The organism is Variovorax sp. WS11 (genome assembly GCF_010499245.1).
Taxonomy (GTDB): Bacteria; Pseudomonadota; Gammaproteobacteria; order Burkholderiales; family Burkholderiaceae_C; genus Variovorax.
In genome coordinates this window covers 669,992-687,161 of sequence record NZ_JAAGOW010000005.1, presented here as the reverse complement: position 1 = coordinate 687,161, position 17,170 = coordinate 669,992, and the positions used below count along the sequence as shown (strand labels likewise).

The following is a 17,170-nucleotide window of genomic DNA, read 5'->3' as shown; positions in this document are numbered from 1 at the left end:
ACTACAAGGCGTCCAGCCGGAAGCGCTGGTGGATCTCGGCGCGAAAGCGCCGCACGATGCCCAGCGCGCTGCGCAGCGTGTCGCGCTCCAGGGTGCCGAGCTCGGACGGTCGCACGAGATTGCCCGGCACATGCCCGGCCTGCTTCCGGCGCAGCTGGCAGCTCAGCTTGAGCGACATCAGGTAGTGCAGCGCGTCGAGGACGTCGCGAGCGAGGCCGGGGTCGATCTGCTGCCGCGTGGCCAGGAGGCGCAGCCGCTCCTGCGTGCCGGTGACGTGCAGACGCTGCTGCAGCGCCAGGGTCCTGACGCCGTGCACGATCGGGAACGTGCCGAGCTTCTTCAGGTCCATCGCCTCGTCGTCATCGCGCGCGATGAGCCGGTGCCACCAGTTCGGATGCGGGTCGAACAGCTCGATCGCGCTGGCGAAGCGCGCGAAGAAGACATCGGTGCGATCGACAACCCGGTCGAGGTGCTCGCGCGCCTGCGCGAGCAGTGCGGCGTTGCCGGCGACCGCCAGGCTGTCGAGGAAGATGGCCAGGTGCATCGGCCCCTCGGGATGCGCGCCGTAGACCCAGTCGCGCAGCATCTCCTTGAAGGCGGCGAGCGGCTGCCGCCAGAGCGGGTTGCTGAGCATGATGCGGCCGGGGCAGGGCGGATAGCCGAGCTCGGCGAGTGCGGCACTGAACTGCGCGGCGACGGTCTCGACGCCGTCGCATGCGAAGCCGTCGCGCAGCAGGAGGGCGTTGTCCTGGTCGGTCTTGAGGATCTGCTCGCCGCGGCCCTCGCTGCCCATGACGACCAGGCAGCTGTTGGCCACCAGCTCCTGCGGTGCCACCATCGACCACAGCCGCGCGAAGAGACGCGCATTGAGATGGCCGACGAGTTTTGCGATGCGCTCGATCTTCAAGCCGTCATCGTGCAGCAGCGCCACCATCGCATCGATGCGCAGGGCCGAGGCCGCCAGGTCGGCGACACTGGCGGCCTCGTCGATCTGCCGCGCGATGGCCTGCGGGTCGTCGCCGGCGAAGCCTGCGAGGCCGAGGGGAGACAGCCCCGGCATGGTCCCGACCTCGCCGCGCCGCATGGTGCGATGGCCTCAGTGGCCGCTGGCGCCGGAAGCTCCGATGCCGGTCTCCGAGCGCACCTGTTGCGCCAGGAATCCTTGCTTGTCGACGTCGGCGCGCTTGCTGCTGTCCAGCAGCGAGAAAATCCAGATGCCGAGGAAGCCGATGGTCATCGAGAACAGGCAGGGTGAGGCATAGGGGAAGAGCGCCGAGCCCTTGGGGTAGCCCAGCGTCGCCTCCCACACGGACGGCGAGACCACCGTCAGCGCCACCGACGAGATCAGCCCCAGGAAGCCGCCGATCACCGCGCCGCGCGTCGTGCAGCCCTTCCACAGCACCGACATGAACAACACCGGGAAGTTCGCCGACGCCGCGATGGCGAAGGCCAGCGACACCATGAACGCGATGTTCTGCTTCTCGAACACGATGCCGAGCAGCACTGCCAGCGCGCCGAGCGCGACCGTGGTGATGCGCGTGACGCGCAACTCCGAGGCACTGTCGGCCTTGCCCTTCTTGACGACGGTCGCATACAGGTCGTGCGAAACCGCCGAGGCACCCGACAGAGTCAGGCCGGCCACGACCGCGAGAATGGTCGCGAAGGCCACCGCCGAGATGAAGCCGAGGAACACGTTGCCGCCCACCGCGTTGGCCAGATGGATCGCCGCCATGTTGCCGCCGCCGATCAGCCCCCCCTTGGCATCGACGAATTGCGCGTTCGTGAGCACGAAGGTGATGGCGCCGAAGCCGATGATGAAGGTCAGCAGGTAGAAGTAGCCGATCCAGCCGGTGGCCCACATCACCGACTTGCGCGCCTCCTTGGCGCTCGGCACGGTGAAGAAGCGCATCAGGATGTGCGGCAGCCCGGCGGTGCCGAACATCAGCGCCATGCCGAAGGAGATGGCCGAGATCGGGTCCTTGACGAAGTTGCCGGGGCCCATGATCGACTGGCCGATGGCCGCCGCCGCCTCCGCGGTCTTGCCGTCCTTCAGCGCCAGGTCGGTCTTGATCTTCACGGCGCCGGCGAACATCGCCTCGGGACTGAAGCCGAAGTGCCACAGCACCGACAGCGCCATGAAGCTGGCGCCGCCCAGCAGCAGGCAGGCCTTGATGATCTGGACCCAGGTGGTGGCGGTCATGCCGCCGAAGAGCACGTAGACCATCATCAGCGAGCCGACGATGACGACCGCGATCCAGTACTCGAGGCCGAACAGCAGCTTGATCAACTGGCCCGCGCCCACCATCTGGGCGATCAGGTAGAACGCCACCACGACCAACGTGCCCGAAGCCGCGAAGATGCGCACCGGCGACTGCTTGAAGCGGAACGCCGCCACGTCGGCGAAGGTGAACTTGCCCAGGTTGCGCAGCCGCTCGGCCATCAGGAAGGTGATGACCGGCCAGCCGACCAGGAAGCCGATGGAGTAGATCAGGCCGTCGTAGCCCGCGGCCATCACGGCCGCCGAGATGCCGAGGAAGGACGCCGCCGACATGTAGTCGCCCGCGATCGCCAGGCCGTTCTGAAAGCCGGTGATGCCGCCGCCGGCGGTGTAGAAGTCGGCCGCCGACTTGGTCTTCGCCGCCGCCCACTTGGTGATGAACAGCGTGCCGACGACGAACATCCCGAACATGCCGATGGCCGTCCAGTTGGTCGCCTGCTTCTGGACCTGGCCGAGATCGGCGCCCGCGGCCCAGGCGGCCGCGGACGCGGCCAGCAGGCTGGCGAGCAGCAACGCCCGGCGTGCGGTGAGGGACAGGTTGTTCACTTGAGTGCCCCTTTCGCCACCGCATCGGACAGCGTGTCGAACTCCGCGTTGGCACGCTTCACGTAGTAGGTCGTGATCGCGATGGTGAAGAGGATCACGCCGAAGCCGATCGGGATGCCCAGCGTCATCACGCCTTCGCCCAGCCGTTGCGCGAGGAAGGGCTTGTTGAAGGCCACCAGCATGATGAAGCCGTAGTACACGATCAGCATCAGCAGGGTGAGGATCCAGCCGAAACGCGTGCGCCTCGCCTTGAGCGCCTGGTATTGGGGATGGTTGGCGATGCGCCGAACCAGATCTTCGTCCATGGGGTCTCCTTCAAGGATGGGGGAATTGCGTCGCCATTGGAAGCTGCAGCGCGGCACGGGCCTTTGCGCTAGCGCAAGGTCTTTGAATGTCGCGTCGCGTGTCGGCCGTGATGGTGAACCTGGTCCTGGTCTTGAACCATCGACCGGATGCCCAATCGTTGAGCCATGTCAAAACAGCGCTCGTCGCGCGTCGATAGCCTTGAGTCACATCATCAAAAGGAGATCACATGGCCGCCTTGAATCGTTCGGAAGCACTGTCGCTCGGCCTGCCGTTCATGGACCAGGCTCGCGAGAAGTTCATCGGCCTCCTCACAAGTGTCGACAACGCCGACAACGCCCGATTGCCCTCGGCCTGGCAGGACCTGGTCCTCTGCGCCGCCGAGAACTTCGCGCGCGAGGATGTCTGGATGCGGGCGACCGGCCATGCGTCGCAAAAGGACCACGAGATTCAGCATCGCGTGGTGCTGGGGGTGATGCGCGAAGGTGCGTTGCAGGCCGGCGAAGGAAAGCTCTTGCAGGTGCGAGAGATGGCGCGTCAGCTCAGGGGCTGGTATGAAAAGCATGTCCAGACCATGGATGCAGCGCTCGCCCTCCATCTGCGCGGCGCTCGCTTCGAACCCGCGAACGTCGCGGCGGGGGTGAAGCCTGCGCCCCCGGTATGGTCCGCGCTGCGTGAAGCGGTGCAGTACGTTTCCTCGGATTGAGCCTCAGATCGGCGCGCCCGGCGGTTGCAATCCACGCGTTGTTCGCGGCGAAATGTCGGCGTCAGTTTGGACGAAGGGATGCCGCCCCGCCGCACCAGGGCAGCCAGCCCTCGTCGGAGCAGAAGACCGAGGCGTGCCAGGAAGCCGCGCGGTTCCGGGCGCCCTCGCTGTCCTCGGCCATGAAGATGCGCAGTCTGGGCATGATGAGGGTGCTCGATGTTCGATGTTCGATGTTCGATGTCGATGGATGGATGGATGGATGGATGTCGGCAGGTTCAGCCGGGCTTGCCGTCCAGGCGGGGTCGCGTCAGCACCGGCCAATAGCGCACCGCATACAGCGCGAAGCCCCATGTCCAGAAGGCGGCGGAAGCAAGCACCGCAACGATCGTTTGCGACGGTGCGAGCAGCGGAACCACAACCCGCACCAGTGCCGCGAGCAGGACCAGCAGGAAGCAGGCGGTGTCGACCTGGTCGGCGCGCAGGACCCGGGCCGTGTGCCCTCGCGCGGTCCGCACCATCATCCCGATGATGAGTCCGCCCGCCGCTCCCACGGTCAGCGCGTGGGTTGCGAGAGAGGGCGACACCCAGCCTTGCGACGCCAGCGCCCGCAACGCAAGATGGACGGGGATCCACGCGTAGGCCAGATGCAGTACCAGGACGAGCGTGTTGTCCAGCGACTTCCACGGCCGCCACAGCAGCCATCGCACCAGCTGCGCCAGCGTCGCGGCGAGGGCGGCAGCGGCCACGGCGACCGAGGGCAGGCCCGACGCGTCGGTCAGCAGCAGCACGATCACGCCGCCGAGCGCCGCCCGCTCGACCATGGGCAGGCGCGTCGCGTTGGCGCCTGGGACGGCATTGTTGGTGAACATCGGAATGACCCGGCCGCCCATGACTGCCATGATGAACAGCAGGATGTCCAAGGCCAGCTGGATGCCGATCCATGCCGGCGTCGCGATCGCGCCGAGCGCTGAAAGGTGGAACGCCAGCGCCGCGCCCGACAGCAGGAGCAGCAAGCCGATGAAGAAGTAGTTGCGGCGGTTGCGGGCGTTCACGAGGGGAATGGCCAGGGCGAGCGCGCTCGCCAGCGGAAAGGCGGCGTTGACCAGCGCGGCTGTCCAGGCGAAAGGCGTGAGCACGAGGATGCGCCCTGCCACCCAGAGTGCCGCCAGCGCTGCCAGCGGGAGGCCAGTGGGCGTCGGCCGGCCGGACCAGTTGCGCCCCGCGGTGAACAGGAAGCCGACGATCACCGCGAGCATGAAGCCGAACACCATCTCGTGCGCGTGCCACAGCGGACCCGGGAGATAGGCCAGCGGCAGCCACCCGGCGAACTGCACCGCCCACAGTCCGACGGACAGGGCGGCGAAGGCGCTGGCCAGCAGGTAGAACGGCCGGAAGCCGAGCTGCCACAGGGCAAAGCGGGGCTGCCGGTCTGCAGGTGCCTGCGATGGCTTGACGGCGATGAAGGGGGCCATTACCTGGACTTTCCGGCGCCGGCGGCGCCATGTTGCAGACGCCACGCCACGGCCGCGCCGGCCACGGTGGCGGCGAAGAAGCCGATCGTTGCCGCATTGAAGAAGGCGCCGGTGGCCCGCAGCGCTTCGCTGAAGCTTCCCAGCACGAGGCGCACGAGGAGCGACAGATGGAGGACGGCCAGCGGCAGATAGAAGAAGGCGCCGAACCGGAGCTTGACCCGTGCGATCGACGGCAGTACCACGGGTGCGTGTCCCATCATCATGCTGAGGATGAAGCCGAGGCCCAGCGCATGCAGCGCTGCATCCCGGGTGTCCCATCCCAGTGCCATCGCGGCCCACGCGGCACCGGCGACTCCGAGCCAGGCGTAGCCGCCCAGCAGGCAGATCGCCATGTAGCGGGCAAGGCCGTGCGCAAACACCGTGCGTCGCGCGACGTCGAAGCTCGCCAGCCACGCGGCCAGCAGCACGAGCGCCGTGCCATAGGCCAGCCCGCCGGCGCGCGGCGCCGCGATCGACCATGCCGCGCCCGCCAGCAGCAGCGTCAGCACGGCATGGAGCATGAGGTCGGCCGCGGGGCGCCGTCGCATGAGTCGCGTCATCTCCAGGCGCTCGGCGGCGATCGTCATGATGAGGAATGCGAACCACCAGGGAAAGACCGCATGGCCGCCTTGGCCCAGCGCGAAGAGGAGGCTGCCGGCGACCCAGGCGCCCGCGCCCGCCAGCAGCAGAAGGGTGTGGGGGGCCGGCTGGCGCCGCACGACCGCCGCGTTGACCGCAAGGAAGAGCAGCGCCGCCGCCACGACGAGCCATGCGCCGAGGGCTTGCTCCCCGAGCATCAGGCACAGCGCGCCGGTGCCCGACGCGAGCGGGGCGAGGAAGGCCGCCCGGTGCCTGACGGCCACGGCACGTTCGATGCCGATGACCGTGCCCAGGAAGCCGCAGATCCTCAGGGCCGCATGCGCGAGGAGCACCTGGCCGGTGCGGGGGAAAGACGCAGGGTCCGGCACCGCCACGCCGAGTCGCCAGAGTCCACCCGCGACACCACTCGCCAGGGACAGACCCACCAGGGCGGCGAACAGCAGGCGCGCGATGTTCCGCGTTCGAGGTGCCGGCGTCCCATGGCGGCCTGCGACAGTTGGGGGTTCGATGTTCACCATCCCATGAACCGCTTGGCGTCCTCGCTCATGCACTTCGGGGTCCAGGGCGGCTCCCACACCAGTTCCGTGCGGATCTTGAGGTGCTCGGGAACCACCTTGTCCAGCTCGAGCTCCGCGTCCTCGATGATGAGATCGATCACGGGGCACGCGGCCGAGGTCATCGTCATGCGCACGTGCACCGTGTCGGCATCCACAGTGACGCCGTAGACAAGGCCGACATCCACGATGTTCAAGGAGACTTCCGGGTCGACCACGCGCGACAGCGCCTCGGTCACAGGTTGCCTCAGGGCTTCGGGGCCCTCGTAGGGGAAGGTCATGCAGCCCCCTTCGCAGGACGGCGGGGCTGCGCCGCTCTATCGACGAAGAAGACGGCCGAAAGCGCTTCCCGGTTGCTGACGAGATCCGCCAGCGTGTAGCGGCGCAAGACCGCATGGAACGCCGCCACGGCCTCGTCCAGCACGCCGCGCAGACGACACAGGCCGGTGATCCGGCATTCGCCGCCGCCTTCGCCGAAACACTCCACGATCGTGCTGGCCTCCGTGTGGCGCACGACATCGCCAATGTTGATTGACTCGGGCGGACTGGCGAGCGACAGGCCACCTCCCTTGCCGCGAACGTTGGCCAGCCACCCGTGTTTGCCCAGGAAATGGACCACCTTGGTCAAATGATGCGCCGACACCGCGAACGAGGACGCGATCTCCGCGATGGTGGCGCGCCGCGCCGGCTGCGCGGCGAGGTAGATCAGCACGCGCAGGCTGTAGTCGGTGAAGGCGGTGAGCTTCATGGCGGGCGGCGGGCGAGTGGCGTCAAGGCTGGGCTGCGCGGCCTGCCTGGACGGCCAGGCCCCTGCGCCCCTTGGACCCCGGTTCGGGCTGCGCTGCGGGTTGCAACGCCGGCCGGCGCAGAAGACGCAGCGCATAGCCGGCCAGGAGCACCGCACCCAGCGCGAAGACGATGTCGCCCGGCACGCGCATCCAGACCAGGACTTTCATCACGCTGGAATGCACGACCTCGGCGGAGCGGGCGAACCACAACCCCTGCGTGACGCTGGCCCAGGCCTGGTAGATGCCGGCCGGCAGCAGCGACAGGAACACCATCATGGCGAGCGGCCTTCGAAGGATGGGCTCGGCGCCTAGGCGCCGCCGCATCCGCCGCTGGCATGCGTGTTGAAGGTCGGGACCTTGGTGATCGCGACGCGCCAGAGCAAGGGGCCTTCCTCGAGGTAGTTCCATGCGAAGCCGTTGGGCCACTGGGCCTCGAACTGTGCGTAAAGCGGCAGAGGATCGTGGTCGTTCACGAGCTCGATTGCCTGGCCGTCGTCGAGAGCGGCGAAGGTCGAGAAGATGTGCGAATGACGAAAGCGTGGTTCAAGCACACGGACGTCGGCGGTGGAGGAGAAGACTGCGGATCTCACGGATGTTTTCCTTGTCGATGCGAACGGCATAGAAGGTGTATTTCGAATGCATCTATGCTAGGAACGGGTGCACGGCGGGATGTTGATCTGCATCAAGGTACGCATCGAAAGCGGCGTCGGCCGCACACCCATCGACCCCGGCGCGCGGGGTCTTCAGCCGGCCGCACCGCGGCGACGGCGCATCTCGGCGCCCATCGCGTCGCGCGCGCCATCCTCGAGCAGCGCAGCCGCAGCCGGATAGGCGAGCTGCTCCTCGGCTTCGATGTGAGCGCCATACAAGCGCGTGAAGGCATCGATCTGCGCCGAGTCGGCCGTCGAGATGGCCTGGATCTCCGCACGCTCGAGTCGTTCGAGGATCGCGCGCACTGCGCGCCAGCGCCCATCCATCTCCAGATGGTCCTGCCGGAGACGGGAGACGAGCGCGAGCATGGAAGGGTCGCCTCGCGCGTGCAGTGCCGGGAACACATGCATCTCCTCGTCGAGATGGTGCTGCGGCGCGGCCATGTCGAAGTAGCGCATGACGTCGCGAGCCGCCTGCCGCGCCTGCTGGTCGGCTCCGTGACGCGCAACGTGGGCGCGCAAGCGCTCGAGCAGCCCGAGCGTGCGCAGCACACGCTCATGGCAGGCGGTCATCATCTCGAAGGGCTGTTCGAACCCGGCGGCCGGCGACGCGATGAGGGAGTCCAGCCGCGAAGACCGGTTCACTGGAGTACCTTCAACTTCGGCTGCGGTGCCATTCGCTTAGGAGCGGCCCGGCGGCTCATCGCCCATGCCCCAGCTCGCAGACGTAGCGCCCGATGTCGGGCCGCGCCGGGCCGGCCTTGTAGGCCAGCATCGTGCCCAGGCTGATGAAGCACAGCGGCTCTTCATGCTCGTCCAGGGCGAACAATGCGCGCAGTCCGGCCGATTCCAGCGACTTGCCCGAGGTCAGCGCCGACTCGAAACCCAGGACCGTCGCAGTCAGGAGCATGTTCTGGATGGCGCATCCGGCCGACAGGATCCTCTCGGTGGCCGGAACCTCTCCATCGTCGGGGCCCAGCCGGACGATCGCCAGCATCAGGACCGGCGCCTGGAATGCCTCCTCGCGCGCTCTTCCGCGCTCGTCCGGCGTGGCTGCGGCGTCGCGCTCCTGCAACGACTGCGCGAAGACCGCGGCCAGTCGCTCTCTCTCACGCGGCGGAACGATGACGAAGCGCCATGGCACCAGTGCGCCATGGTCGGGCGCGGCGGCCGCAGCGCCGAGGATCTGATCGAGTTCGGGCCGCTCAGGCCCCGGCGAGCCGAGCCGCTTGGGCAGCACGGTACGGCGCGCATGCAGCAGCCGGGCCAGTTGCCGTCCGGTGATGGGCGAGTCGGCCGGGTCGGCGGTCGACGCGCAGGTGTTCGTGTCAAGAGACATATCGAGTTCCCCCAGTCCGAGATTCACCATAGCTTCCGAGGTGGAGCCCCGCGCGGTAGTCGCTGCTAGATGACCCGGGAAAAGCGAGCGCGCTTGCGGTCCGTTTGCAGATAGCGGTCGAAGACCATGGCCACGGCCCGCACGAAGAACCACCCGGTGTCCGTCACGGTGAGATCGCGGTCGGTGACGCGAACCAGTCCGTCCGTCTCCATCTGGCGGAGGGCGCCCAGTTCGGAGGCGAAGTAATCGCTGAAGTTGATCAGGTGCGCGATGCCGACCGATTCGAAATCCACGTAACCCTGGCACATGATGGCCATGATCACCGCGCGGCGCAGCACGTCGTCGCGCGACAACGCGAGCCCGCGCGCCACCGGCAGGCGTCCCTGGTCGAGATGGTCGTAGTAGTCCTCCAGGGATTTCGCGTTCTGGCTGTACGTGCCGCCCACCCTTCCGATCGCCGACACGCCGAGAGCGACCAGGTCGCAGTCCGGCTGCGTGCTGTAGCCCTGGAAGTTGCGGTGGAGCCGGCCCTGGCGCTTGGCGACGGCCAAGCCGTCGTCCGGCAACGCGAAGTGGTCCATGCCGATGTAGACGTAGCCGGTGGCCGTGAGCGCGCGGATGGAGCGCGACAGCATCTCGACCTTCGTGGCCGCGTAGGGTAACTCGCCGGTGGCGATTCGTCGCTGCGGCTTGAACCTTTCGGGCAGATGCGCGTAGGCATAGAGGGCGATGCGGTCCGGTCGCAGCTCACAGATCTGCGCCAGCGTCCGGTCGAACGACGCGGCAGTCTGTCGCGGCAGCCCGTAGATCAGGTCGACGTTGACCGACTGGAACTGCAGTGCGCGTGCCGATGCGACGAGATCGAAGACCTGTTGCGCGGGCTGGATCCGATGCACTGCCTGTTGGACGGCCGGATCGAAGTCCTGGACGCCGAAGCTCAGGCGATTGAAGCCGAGTCGAGCCAGGTGCGCGAGGCGGCCGGCATCGACTGTGCGCGGATCGATCTCGATGGAGTATTCGCCGTCGGGTGCGAACGAAAAGGCATGACGCAGCATGCGCATCAGTTCGGTCAGCTCGTCGTCGCTCAGGAAGGTTGGCGTCCCGCCGCCGAGGTGCAGTTGGCTGACCGGCATCCTCGAGCCCAGCTGCGCTGCCTGCAATGCGATCTCCTTCTCGAGGTACCGCAGGTACTCGCGCGCACGCGAGGCATGCCGGGTGATGATCTTGTTGCAGGCGCAGTAGTAGCACAGCGACGCGCAGAACGGAATGTGGACGTAGAGCGAGATCGGGGCCTTGCTTGCGCTGATGCCCAGCCGTCGCTGGCGCGCAGCGTCACCGTAGTCCGCGGGACCGAAGGCTTCTACAAAGCGATCCGCCGTCGGATAGGAGGTGTAGCGAGGCCCGGATACGTCGAAGCGGGCCAGCACGTCGGCCGAGATCGGCGACTGCGTGCTTGCGGGTGCGGGGGCCAGTGCGGCAGGCATCATTTCTTTCAGGTACGCGGTCTGCAGGGCCTCGCGCCCGTGCATGGGGCCGACCGCACGGGCGCCCGAGACAAGGCTTGTGGCCATGCCGGGCATCAGCGCAGCACGAGCACAGGCACGTCGGAATGCGCAAGCACCTGCGCGGTTTCGCTGCCCAGGAAGGCGCTCGTCAGCCCGGTGCGTCCGTGCGTGGCCATCACGATGAGGTCGCTGCCGTACTTGCCGGCAGCGTCGACGATGGAATGAGCCACGCGGCTGGATCTCACGATGGCGGAGCTGACCCGGACACCACATGCCTCGGCGCGCTTCTCGATCGCCTCGAGCATGGTCTTGGCCTGCTCCGCGCGCCGGCCCTCGATGCGGTCCATCTCTTCGGACTCGAACTTGAGAACCCCATCCATGTGACTCTTGGCTTGCCGCGGCACCACCGTGAAGGCCGTGAGCTCGGCTTTGTGTTCGGTGGCCAGGTCGATGGCCTTGGCGACGGCTTTTTCTGCCAGTTGGGAGCCATCGGTGGCGACAAGAATGCGCTTGAACATGATCGATCTCCTGCTACGTTGAGTGTTCACAGCGTAGTCCGGCGGGCCTTTGGGTACTTGATCTGGATCAATCAAGCACGCCGATCAGGATCGAGAATCCGGCAGGCCAACGAATGACCCGCGCTCGATGACGAAACCAAGGCAATGGACTCTTGGCGCCAAGCTGGCGCTGGTGGCTCTGCCATTCCTGCTGGCCGCCCTGGGTGCGATTGCCACGCTCGTCTACATGTCGTGGCAGATCGAGGGGGGCGCCGCCGCGGTGAACGAAGCAGGGCGCATGCGCATGCGCACTTACCGGATCGTGCTGTCGGCCGGCGACACGGACGTGCAGGCGCTGCCGCAACAGGTCGCGGAGTTCGAGCGCAGCCTGCAACTGCTGCGCAACGGCGACGCCGAACGACCCCTGTTCGTGCCCTGGGACAAAGCGGTGCGCGAGCGTTTCGCCGTGGTCGAACGCGACTGGGTCGCCTTCCGTGCCCGTCTTGCCGACTCGCGGACGGCCGGCGTCCCGGCCATGCGCGACCTGGGCGCGGACGCGGTCGCATTCACCCTGGACATCGATGCGTTCGTCGCCGGCATCGAAGACCATCTGTCGCGCTGGACTGCGCTGATGCATCTGCTGCAGGTCGCGATGATGGGCATCGCGCTCATTGCGGCGGCGGTGCTGGTCCATACGGGCTATCGCTTCGTCCTGGAGCCGCTGGGACTGCTGAAGGACGCGTTTCATCGCCTCCAGGCTGGCGACCTGGGCGGCCGCGTCGCGCGCACCAGCACGGACGAGTTTGGAACCCTGGCAGAGGGATTCAATGACATGGCGGACCAACTGCAGTCCATGTACCGGGACCTGGAGAGCCGGGTGCGGGAGAAGACGGCGTTGCTGGAGAAAGAGCGCGCCCGCCTGGAGTGCCTCTACGAAGTCACGACGCTGGCCGCCAAGGCCACGACGCTCGACGAGCTGGCGCAGGGATTCACCGAGAGCATCGCCCGGATCGCGCATGCGGACGGCGTGGCCCTGCGCTGGTCGGACGAGGCGAACCGCCGCTACCTGATGCTGGCCTCGCAGGGCCTGCCCCAGGCCATGACAGATGCCGAACACTGCTTGAAGGCCGGCGACTGCCATTGCGGCTCGGCGCTCGCAGCATCGGGCGCGCGCGTGATAGCGATTCGTGCCATGCAGCCCGTGCGGATGCAGCATTGCGTTCAGGCGGGTTTCGAAACCGTGGTCTCCATACCGATCCGCTTGCACGAGCGCTTGATGGGCGAGGCGGACCTGTTCTTCCACGCCCGCATCACGATCTCCGAGGCGGAGCGCTCGCTGCTGGAATCGCTCACCGTTCATCTTGCGGGTGCCATGGAGAACCTTCGACTGAATTCGCTGGAGCTCGAGGCCGCGATCTCGCAGGAGCGAGGCCTGCTCGCGCGCGAATTGCACGACTCGATCGCCCAGTCGCTCGCGTTCCTGAAGATCCAGGTCCAGCTCATGCGGGATGCGCTCGCTGCCGGCGATGGCACGCAGGTCCAGCACGTCCTGGGGGAGATCGACGTCGGCGTGCGCGAGAGCTACGGCGATGTGCGCGAGCTGCTGATGCATTTCCGCACCCGGACCAACGGCGAGGACATCGAGCCGGCGCTTCTCACCACGCTTCGAAAGTTCGAGCACCAGAGCGGATTGAAGGCCAGCCTCCAGATGCAGGGCCAGGGCATGCCCTTGCTCCCGGACACGCAGATCCAGGTGCTTCACATCGTGCAGGAGGCGCTGTCAAACGTTCGCAAGCACGCCCATGCCAGCCGCGTGTGGCTGGACGTGCAGCAGGCGCCGCAATGGCGGCTCGAGGTGCGCGACGATGGCCTCGGGTTTGCCGAGCGTGACGGCGGGCCCGACGAGACTCACGTGGGCATGCGCATCATGGCCGAGCGTGCCGAGCGCCTGGGTGCGCAGCTCGACGTGATGTCCTTGCCCGGCCGAGGCACCTCGGTCGTGCTGACCCTGCCGATGACCTCCGGCACCGCCTCCCAGCCCGCAGCGGCGCCGCAACTTCGCGTGGCCTGAGCATGGCCTGCACCCCGATGAACCCTGTCCCGGCGAAGATCCGCATCCTGGTGGTGGACGACCATACGCTGTTCCGGCGCGGACTCACGGCACTGCTGCATCGCGATCCGGGCTTCGAGGTCGTCGGCGACGCCGGCGACGCGGGGGAAGCCCAGCGCCGTGCGCAGGAACTCAAGCCCGACCTGATCCTGCTGGACAACCACTTGCCGGGCGTTACCGGCGTCGACGCTTTGCCGGCGCTGCGCGAGGCCGTGCCCGCGGCACGGGTGCTGATGCTCACGGTCAGCGAGGACGAATGCGACCTCGCGGGTGCGCTGCGTGCAGGCGCGAGCGGCTACCTGCTCAAGACTATCGAGGGCGACGCACTGGCCGCAGCCATTCGGCGCGTGATGCACGGCGAGAGCATCGTGGCCGAAGAGATGACCGGCAAGCTCGTCGCGGCCTACCGCAATGCCGCCACACCGCAGCCCGCGAAGGCTGCGGAACCCGCGGCATTGGTGTCGCCGCTGGACGCACTGTCGCCGCGCGAGCATGACATCCTGCGCGGCATCGCCGGCGGCCAGGGCAACAAGGAAATCGCACGCTCGCTGGGCATCGCCGAGACCACCGTGAAGATCCATGTCCAGCACATCCTGCGCAAGCTCGACGTGAGCTCGCGCGTGCAGGCTGCCGTCATCGCCGTCGAGCGCGGCCTGGATTGATCCGGCGCAAACGCGCAGCGCTTTCCCCCGTCGATAGTTCTTCCGAAGGATGCCGCATCCGGCGACATCCTCCCGATGCCGCATTGCGGCCCCTCCACCGAAGGATGGTGTGAGGCGCCGGCGCTTCCTACAGTCGACCCATGATCAACGAGCGGTCTTCGTCATGAGCAGGAACAGCCAGGCACTGTCGGTGCTGATGGTCAGCACGCTGGCATTCACCGTGTGCTTCATGGTGTGGATGATGTTCGGCGTGATCGGCATCCCGATCAAGAAGTCGCTGGGCCTCAACGCCACCGAGTTCGGCCTGCTGACCGCCACCCCGGTGCTCACCGGGTCGCTGATCCGCGTGCCCCTGGGCATCTGGACCGACAAGTACGGCGGCCGCATCGTGATGGCGCTGCTGATGGCGCTCACCGTGCCTGCCATCTGGCTGATGAGCTACGCGACGGCGTACTGGCACTTCCTGGTCATCGGCCTGTTCGTCGGCTTGGCCGGCGGCTCGTTCTCGGTGGGCACGCCCTACGTGGCGCGCTGGTTCCCGAAGAATCGCCAGGGCTTCGCAATGGGGGTCTACGGCGCCGGCAACTCGGGCGCGGCGGTCAACAAGTTCATCGCGCCGGCGCTCGTCGTCGCCTTCGGGTGGGCCTTCGTGCCGCAGGTGTATGCCGCCGTCATGCTCGGCACCCTGGTGCTGTTCTGGGTGTTCAGCGCGAGCGATCCCGCGCACCTGGTGCCGAGCCACACGCGCTTTTCGGACCAGCTGCGCGCGCTGAAGGACCCGAAGGTCGTCAAGTACTGCCAGTACTACAGCATCGTGTTCGGCGGCTACGTGGCGCTGAGCCTCTGGATGGTGCAGTACTACATCGGCGAGTTCGGCCTCGAGATCCGCGCCGCGGCGCTCCTGGCCGCCTGCTTCTCGCTGCCGGGCGGCGTGCTGCGGGCCGTCGGCGGCTGGCTGAGCGACAAGTACGGCGCGCATTCGGTGACCTGGTGGGTGATGTGGGTGAGCTGGATCTGCCTGTTCCTGCTGAGCTATCCGCAGACCGAGTTCACCATCGTCACCCTCGCCGGACCGAAGACCTTTCACATCGGCCTGAACGTCTACGCCTTCACCGGCCTGATGTTCCTGCTCGGCATTGCCTTCGCATTCGGCAAGGCCTCGGTGTTCAAGTACATCGCGGACGACTACCCCGAGAACATAGGGACCATCAGCGGCATCGTCGGCCTGGCCGGTGGGCTGGGCGGCTTCGTGCTGCCGATCATGTTCGGCGCGCTGGTGGATCTCACCGGCATCCGTTCCAGCGCCTTCATGCTGATGTACGGCGTGGTCTGGGTATCGCTGATCTGGATGTACTGGACCGAGGTGCGCGCCACCGAGGTCATGGGCCGGCGCGCCCACGCCTTCAGCCTCGACGGCCGAACCACACCCCCCTCATTGCAGGAGCCCGCATGAACACCACCATCGACATCAAGGGGCCCTTGCCGCCCGCGAACGGCGCCGACATCGCCGACTGGCGACCCGAGGACGAGGCCTTCTGGGCGTCCACCGGCCGCCGCATCGCCTATCGCAATCTCTGGATCTCGGTGCCCAGCCTGTTGTGCGGTTTCGCGATCTGGGGCATGTGGGGAATCATCACGGTCCAGATGCTCAACCTGGGCTTTCCATTCAGCCAGGCCGAGCTGTTCTCGCTGACCGCGATCTCCGGGCTCGCCGGCGCCACGATGCGCATCCCCGCCTCCTTCCTGATCCGCCTGGCCGGCGGGCGCAACACCATCTTCCTGACCACCGCCATGCTGCTGGCACCGGCCATCGGCACCGGCATCGTGCTGCAGCACAAGGACTGGCCGCTGTGGTCGTTCCAGCTGATGGCGCTGTGGTCGGGCGTGGGCGGGGGCAACTTCGCAAGCTCGATGTCCAACATCAGCACCTTCTTTCCCAAGCGTCTGCAGGGAACCGCGCTGGGGCTGAATGCCGGGCTGGGCAACTTCGGCGTGACGAGCATGCAGATCGTCATTCCGCTCGTGATGACGGCAGGCGTGTTCGGCGCCTTCGGCGGGGAGCCGATGACGCTGGTCAAGGACAGCGGCTGGATCTTCGGGAAGATCGCGGCCGGCACGCCGACCTGGATCCAGAACGCGGGCTTCGCCTGGCTGCTGTCGCTGGTGCCGTTGGCGGGCTTCTGCTGGTTCGGCATGAACAACCTGAAGACGGTCTCGCCGGACACGGGTGGCCCGATCGTCGCCTTTCTGAAGATCGTCTGGCTCTACACGCTGTCCTTCGTCCCGGCCGGCCTCGGCCTGTACCTGTACCTGCCGGCGCCGACGGGCCTGGGGGTGCTGAACATGTGGATCGCCATGCCGCTGATCATCGTCAGCACGCTGCTGGTGCTCAAGCTCACGGCCTTCGGCCCCATGAAGGAGAGCATCGCCAAGCAGTTCGGCATCTTCCGCAACCGGCACACCTGGTCGCTGACGCTGCTGTACATCGTGACCTTCGGTTCGTTCATCGGGTTCTCGATGGCGCTGCCGCTGGCCATCACGGTCATCTTCGGCGTCAGCCACGTGGCGGACGCGTCGGGCGTGATGCAGCACGTGCTGAAGAACCCCAATGCGCCTTCGGCCCTGACGTACGCCTGGATCGGCCCCTTCATCGGCGCGGCCGTGCGGCCGGTGGGCGGCTGGATCTCCGACAGGATAGGTGGCTCGATCGTCACCCAGATCGTCTCGGCGGTGATGGTCGTGGCCTCCACCGCGGTGGGCTACGTGATGCTGCTGGCCTACCGCTCGGCCGCGCCCGAGCAGTACTTCCTCATCTTCATGGTGCTGTTCGTGGTGCTGTTCACCGCCAGCGGCATCGGCAACGGCTCGACCTTCCGCACGATCGGGGTGATCTTCGACCGGCAGCAGGCCGGCCCCGTGCTCGGCTGGACCTCCGCCGTGGCGGCCTACGGGGCCTTCATTGCGCCGGTGGTGATCGGCGCCCAGATCAAGGCCGCCACGCCCGAGCTTGCCATGTACGGCTTTGCGGTGTTCTACGCCCTGTGCCTCGTTCTCAACTGGTGGTTCTACCTGCGCCCCAACGCGTATGTGAAGAACCCCTGAGCCACGACTTTTCCGGAGC

The 17,170-nt window shown here is 67.1% G+C and carries 18 protein-coding genes and 1 pseudogene; 5 read left to right on the top strand and 14 right to left on the bottom strand.

What is annotated here, in order from left to right; translation table 11 throughout:
- Position 1 precedes the first annotated feature (1 nt).
- From GXN78_RS37845 to GXN78_RS37835, 3 genes are read right to left on the bottom strand one after another with little or no spacing between them, the layout of a single operon-like run.
- A complete protein-coding gene (locus GXN78_RS37845; protein ID WP_106555395.1) occupies positions 2 to 1,084 on the bottom strand; it encodes a DUF294 nucleotidyltransferase-like domain-containing protein in 1,083 nt (360 codons plus the stop codon).
- 12 nt (positions 1,085 to 1,096) lie between these two features.
- Positions 1,097 to 2,815 (bottom strand): cation acetate symporter, encoded by a 1,719-nt coding sequence (locus GXN78_RS37840; protein WP_106555482.1) that lies wholly within the window; start codon positions 2,813 to 2,815, stop codon positions 1,097 to 1,099.
- 5 nt (positions 2,816 to 2,820) lie between these two features.
- Positions 2,821 to 3,129, bottom strand: a complete 309-nt coding sequence (locus GXN78_RS37835) for a DUF485 domain-containing protein (RefSeq protein WP_106555394.1) — start codon at positions 3,127 to 3,129, stop codon at positions 2,821 to 2,823.
- 227 nt (positions 3,130 to 3,356) lie between these two features.
- On the opposite strand from GXN78_RS37835, the gene GXN78_RS37830 reads away from it, so the two are divergent.
- Positions 3,357 to 3,833, top strand: a complete 477-nt coding sequence (locus tag GXN78_RS37830; RefSeq protein WP_106555393.1) for a hemerythrin — start codon at positions 3,357 to 3,359, stop codon at positions 3,831 to 3,833.
- Between the two features lie 61 nt (positions 3,834 to 3,894).
- Here GXN78_RS37830 and GXN78_RS37825 read toward each other — a convergent pair whose 3' ends face one another.
- The 11 genes and pseudogenes from GXN78_RS37825 to GXN78_RS37775 all read right to left on the bottom strand — a co-directional run bounded on the left by GXN78_RS37825 (position 3,895) and on the right by GXN78_RS37775 (position 11,298).
- Positions 3,895 to 4,035 (bottom strand): hypothetical protein, encoded by a 141-nt coding sequence (locus GXN78_RS37825; RefSeq protein WP_164256285.1) that lies wholly within the window; start codon positions 4,033 to 4,035, stop codon positions 3,895 to 3,897.
- A gap of 73 nt (positions 4,036 to 4,108) precedes the next feature.
- A complete protein-coding gene (locus GXN78_RS37820) occupies positions 4,109 to 5,305 on the bottom strand; it encodes an NnrS family protein (RefSeq protein ID WP_106555392.1) in 1,197 nt (398 codons plus the stop codon).
- Complete coding sequence (locus GXN78_RS37815; protein WP_106555391.1) at positions 5,305 to 6,462, bottom strand: hypothetical protein; 1,158 nt, start codon at positions 6,460 to 6,462, stop codon at positions 5,305 to 5,307. Before GXN78_RS37815 ends, GXN78_RS37820 begins: the two co-directional genes overlap by 1 nt.
- The gene (locus tag GXN78_RS37810) at positions 6,456 to 6,779 is read right to left on the bottom strand and encodes a metal-sulfur cluster assembly factor (RefSeq protein ID WP_106555390.1); all 324 of its coding nucleotides are present in this window, start codon (positions 6,777 to 6,779) and stop codon (positions 6,456 to 6,458) included. Before GXN78_RS37810 ends, GXN78_RS37815 begins: the two co-directional genes overlap by 7 nt.
- A complete protein-coding gene (locus GXN78_RS37805; protein ID WP_106555389.1) occupies positions 6,776 to 7,246 on the bottom strand; it encodes an Rrf2 family transcriptional regulator in 471 nt (156 codons plus the stop codon). The genes GXN78_RS37810 and GXN78_RS37805 overlap by 4 nt, the downstream gene beginning before the upstream one ends.
- 22 nt (positions 7,247 to 7,268) lie before the next feature.
- A pseudogene (locus tag GXN78_RS37800) lies at positions 7,269 to 7,562 on the bottom strand (nitric-oxide reductase large subunit); the annotation flags it as partial.
- Between the two features lie 32 nt (positions 7,563 to 7,594).
- Positions 7,595 to 7,906 carry a DUF2249 domain-containing protein gene (locus GXN78_RS37795; protein ID WP_106555388.1) on the bottom strand — a complete coding sequence of 104 codons (312 nt, stop codon included), beginning with the start codon at positions 7,904 to 7,906 and terminating at the stop codon, positions 7,595 to 7,597.
- Positions 7,907 to 8,029: 123 nt separating this feature from the next.
- Complete coding sequence (locus GXN78_RS37790; protein WP_239143070.1) at positions 8,030 to 8,581, bottom strand: hemerythrin domain-containing protein; 552 nt, start codon at positions 8,579 to 8,581, stop codon at positions 8,030 to 8,032.
- A 55-nt stretch (positions 8,582 to 8,636) separates the two neighbouring features.
- Complete coding sequence (locus GXN78_RS37785; RefSeq protein ID WP_106555387.1) at positions 8,637 to 9,275, bottom strand: nitroreductase; 639 nt, start codon at positions 9,273 to 9,275, stop codon at positions 8,637 to 8,639.
- 65 nt (positions 9,276 to 9,340) lie between these two features.
- On the bottom strand, positions 9,341 to 10,759 hold the full coding sequence (gene hemN / locus GXN78_RS37780) for an oxygen-independent coproporphyrinogen III oxidase (RefSeq protein WP_106555480.1): 1,419 nt from the start codon (positions 10,757 to 10,759) through the stop codon (positions 9,341 to 9,343).
- Between the two features lie 95 nt (positions 10,760 to 10,854).
- On the bottom strand, positions 10,855 to 11,298 hold the full coding sequence (locus tag GXN78_RS37775) for a universal stress protein (protein WP_106555386.1): 444 nt from the start codon (positions 11,296 to 11,298) through the stop codon (positions 10,855 to 10,857).
- A 127-nt stretch (positions 11,299 to 11,425) separates the two neighbouring features.
- On the opposite strand from GXN78_RS37775, the gene GXN78_RS37770 reads away from it, so the two are divergent.
- The 4 genes from GXN78_RS37770 (at position 11,426) to GXN78_RS37755 (ending at position 17,151) form a co-directional block, all read left to right on the top strand.
- On the top strand, positions 11,426 to 13,348 hold the full coding sequence (locus GXN78_RS37770; protein WP_106555385.1) for a type IV pili methyl-accepting chemotaxis transducer N-terminal domain-containing protein: 1,923 nt from the start codon (positions 11,426 to 11,428) through the stop codon (positions 13,346 to 13,348).
- A 17-nt stretch (positions 13,349 to 13,365) separates the two neighbouring features.
- Positions 13,366 to 14,049 (top strand): response regulator transcription factor, encoded by a 684-nt coding sequence (locus GXN78_RS37765; RefSeq protein ID WP_106555479.1) that lies wholly within the window; start codon positions 13,366 to 13,368, stop codon positions 14,047 to 14,049.
- A 163-nt stretch (positions 14,050 to 14,212) separates the two neighbouring features.
- On the top strand, positions 14,213 to 15,502 hold the full coding sequence (locus tag GXN78_RS37760; RefSeq protein ID WP_106555384.1) for a nitrate/nitrite transporter: 1,290 nt from the start codon (positions 14,213 to 14,215) through the stop codon (positions 15,500 to 15,502).
- Complete coding sequence (locus GXN78_RS37755; protein ID WP_106555383.1) at positions 15,499 to 17,151, top strand: MFS transporter; 1,653 nt, start codon at positions 15,499 to 15,501, stop codon at positions 17,149 to 17,151. Before GXN78_RS37760 ends, GXN78_RS37755 begins: the two co-directional genes overlap by 4 nt.
- Positions 17,152 to 17,170 lie beyond the last annotated feature (19 nt).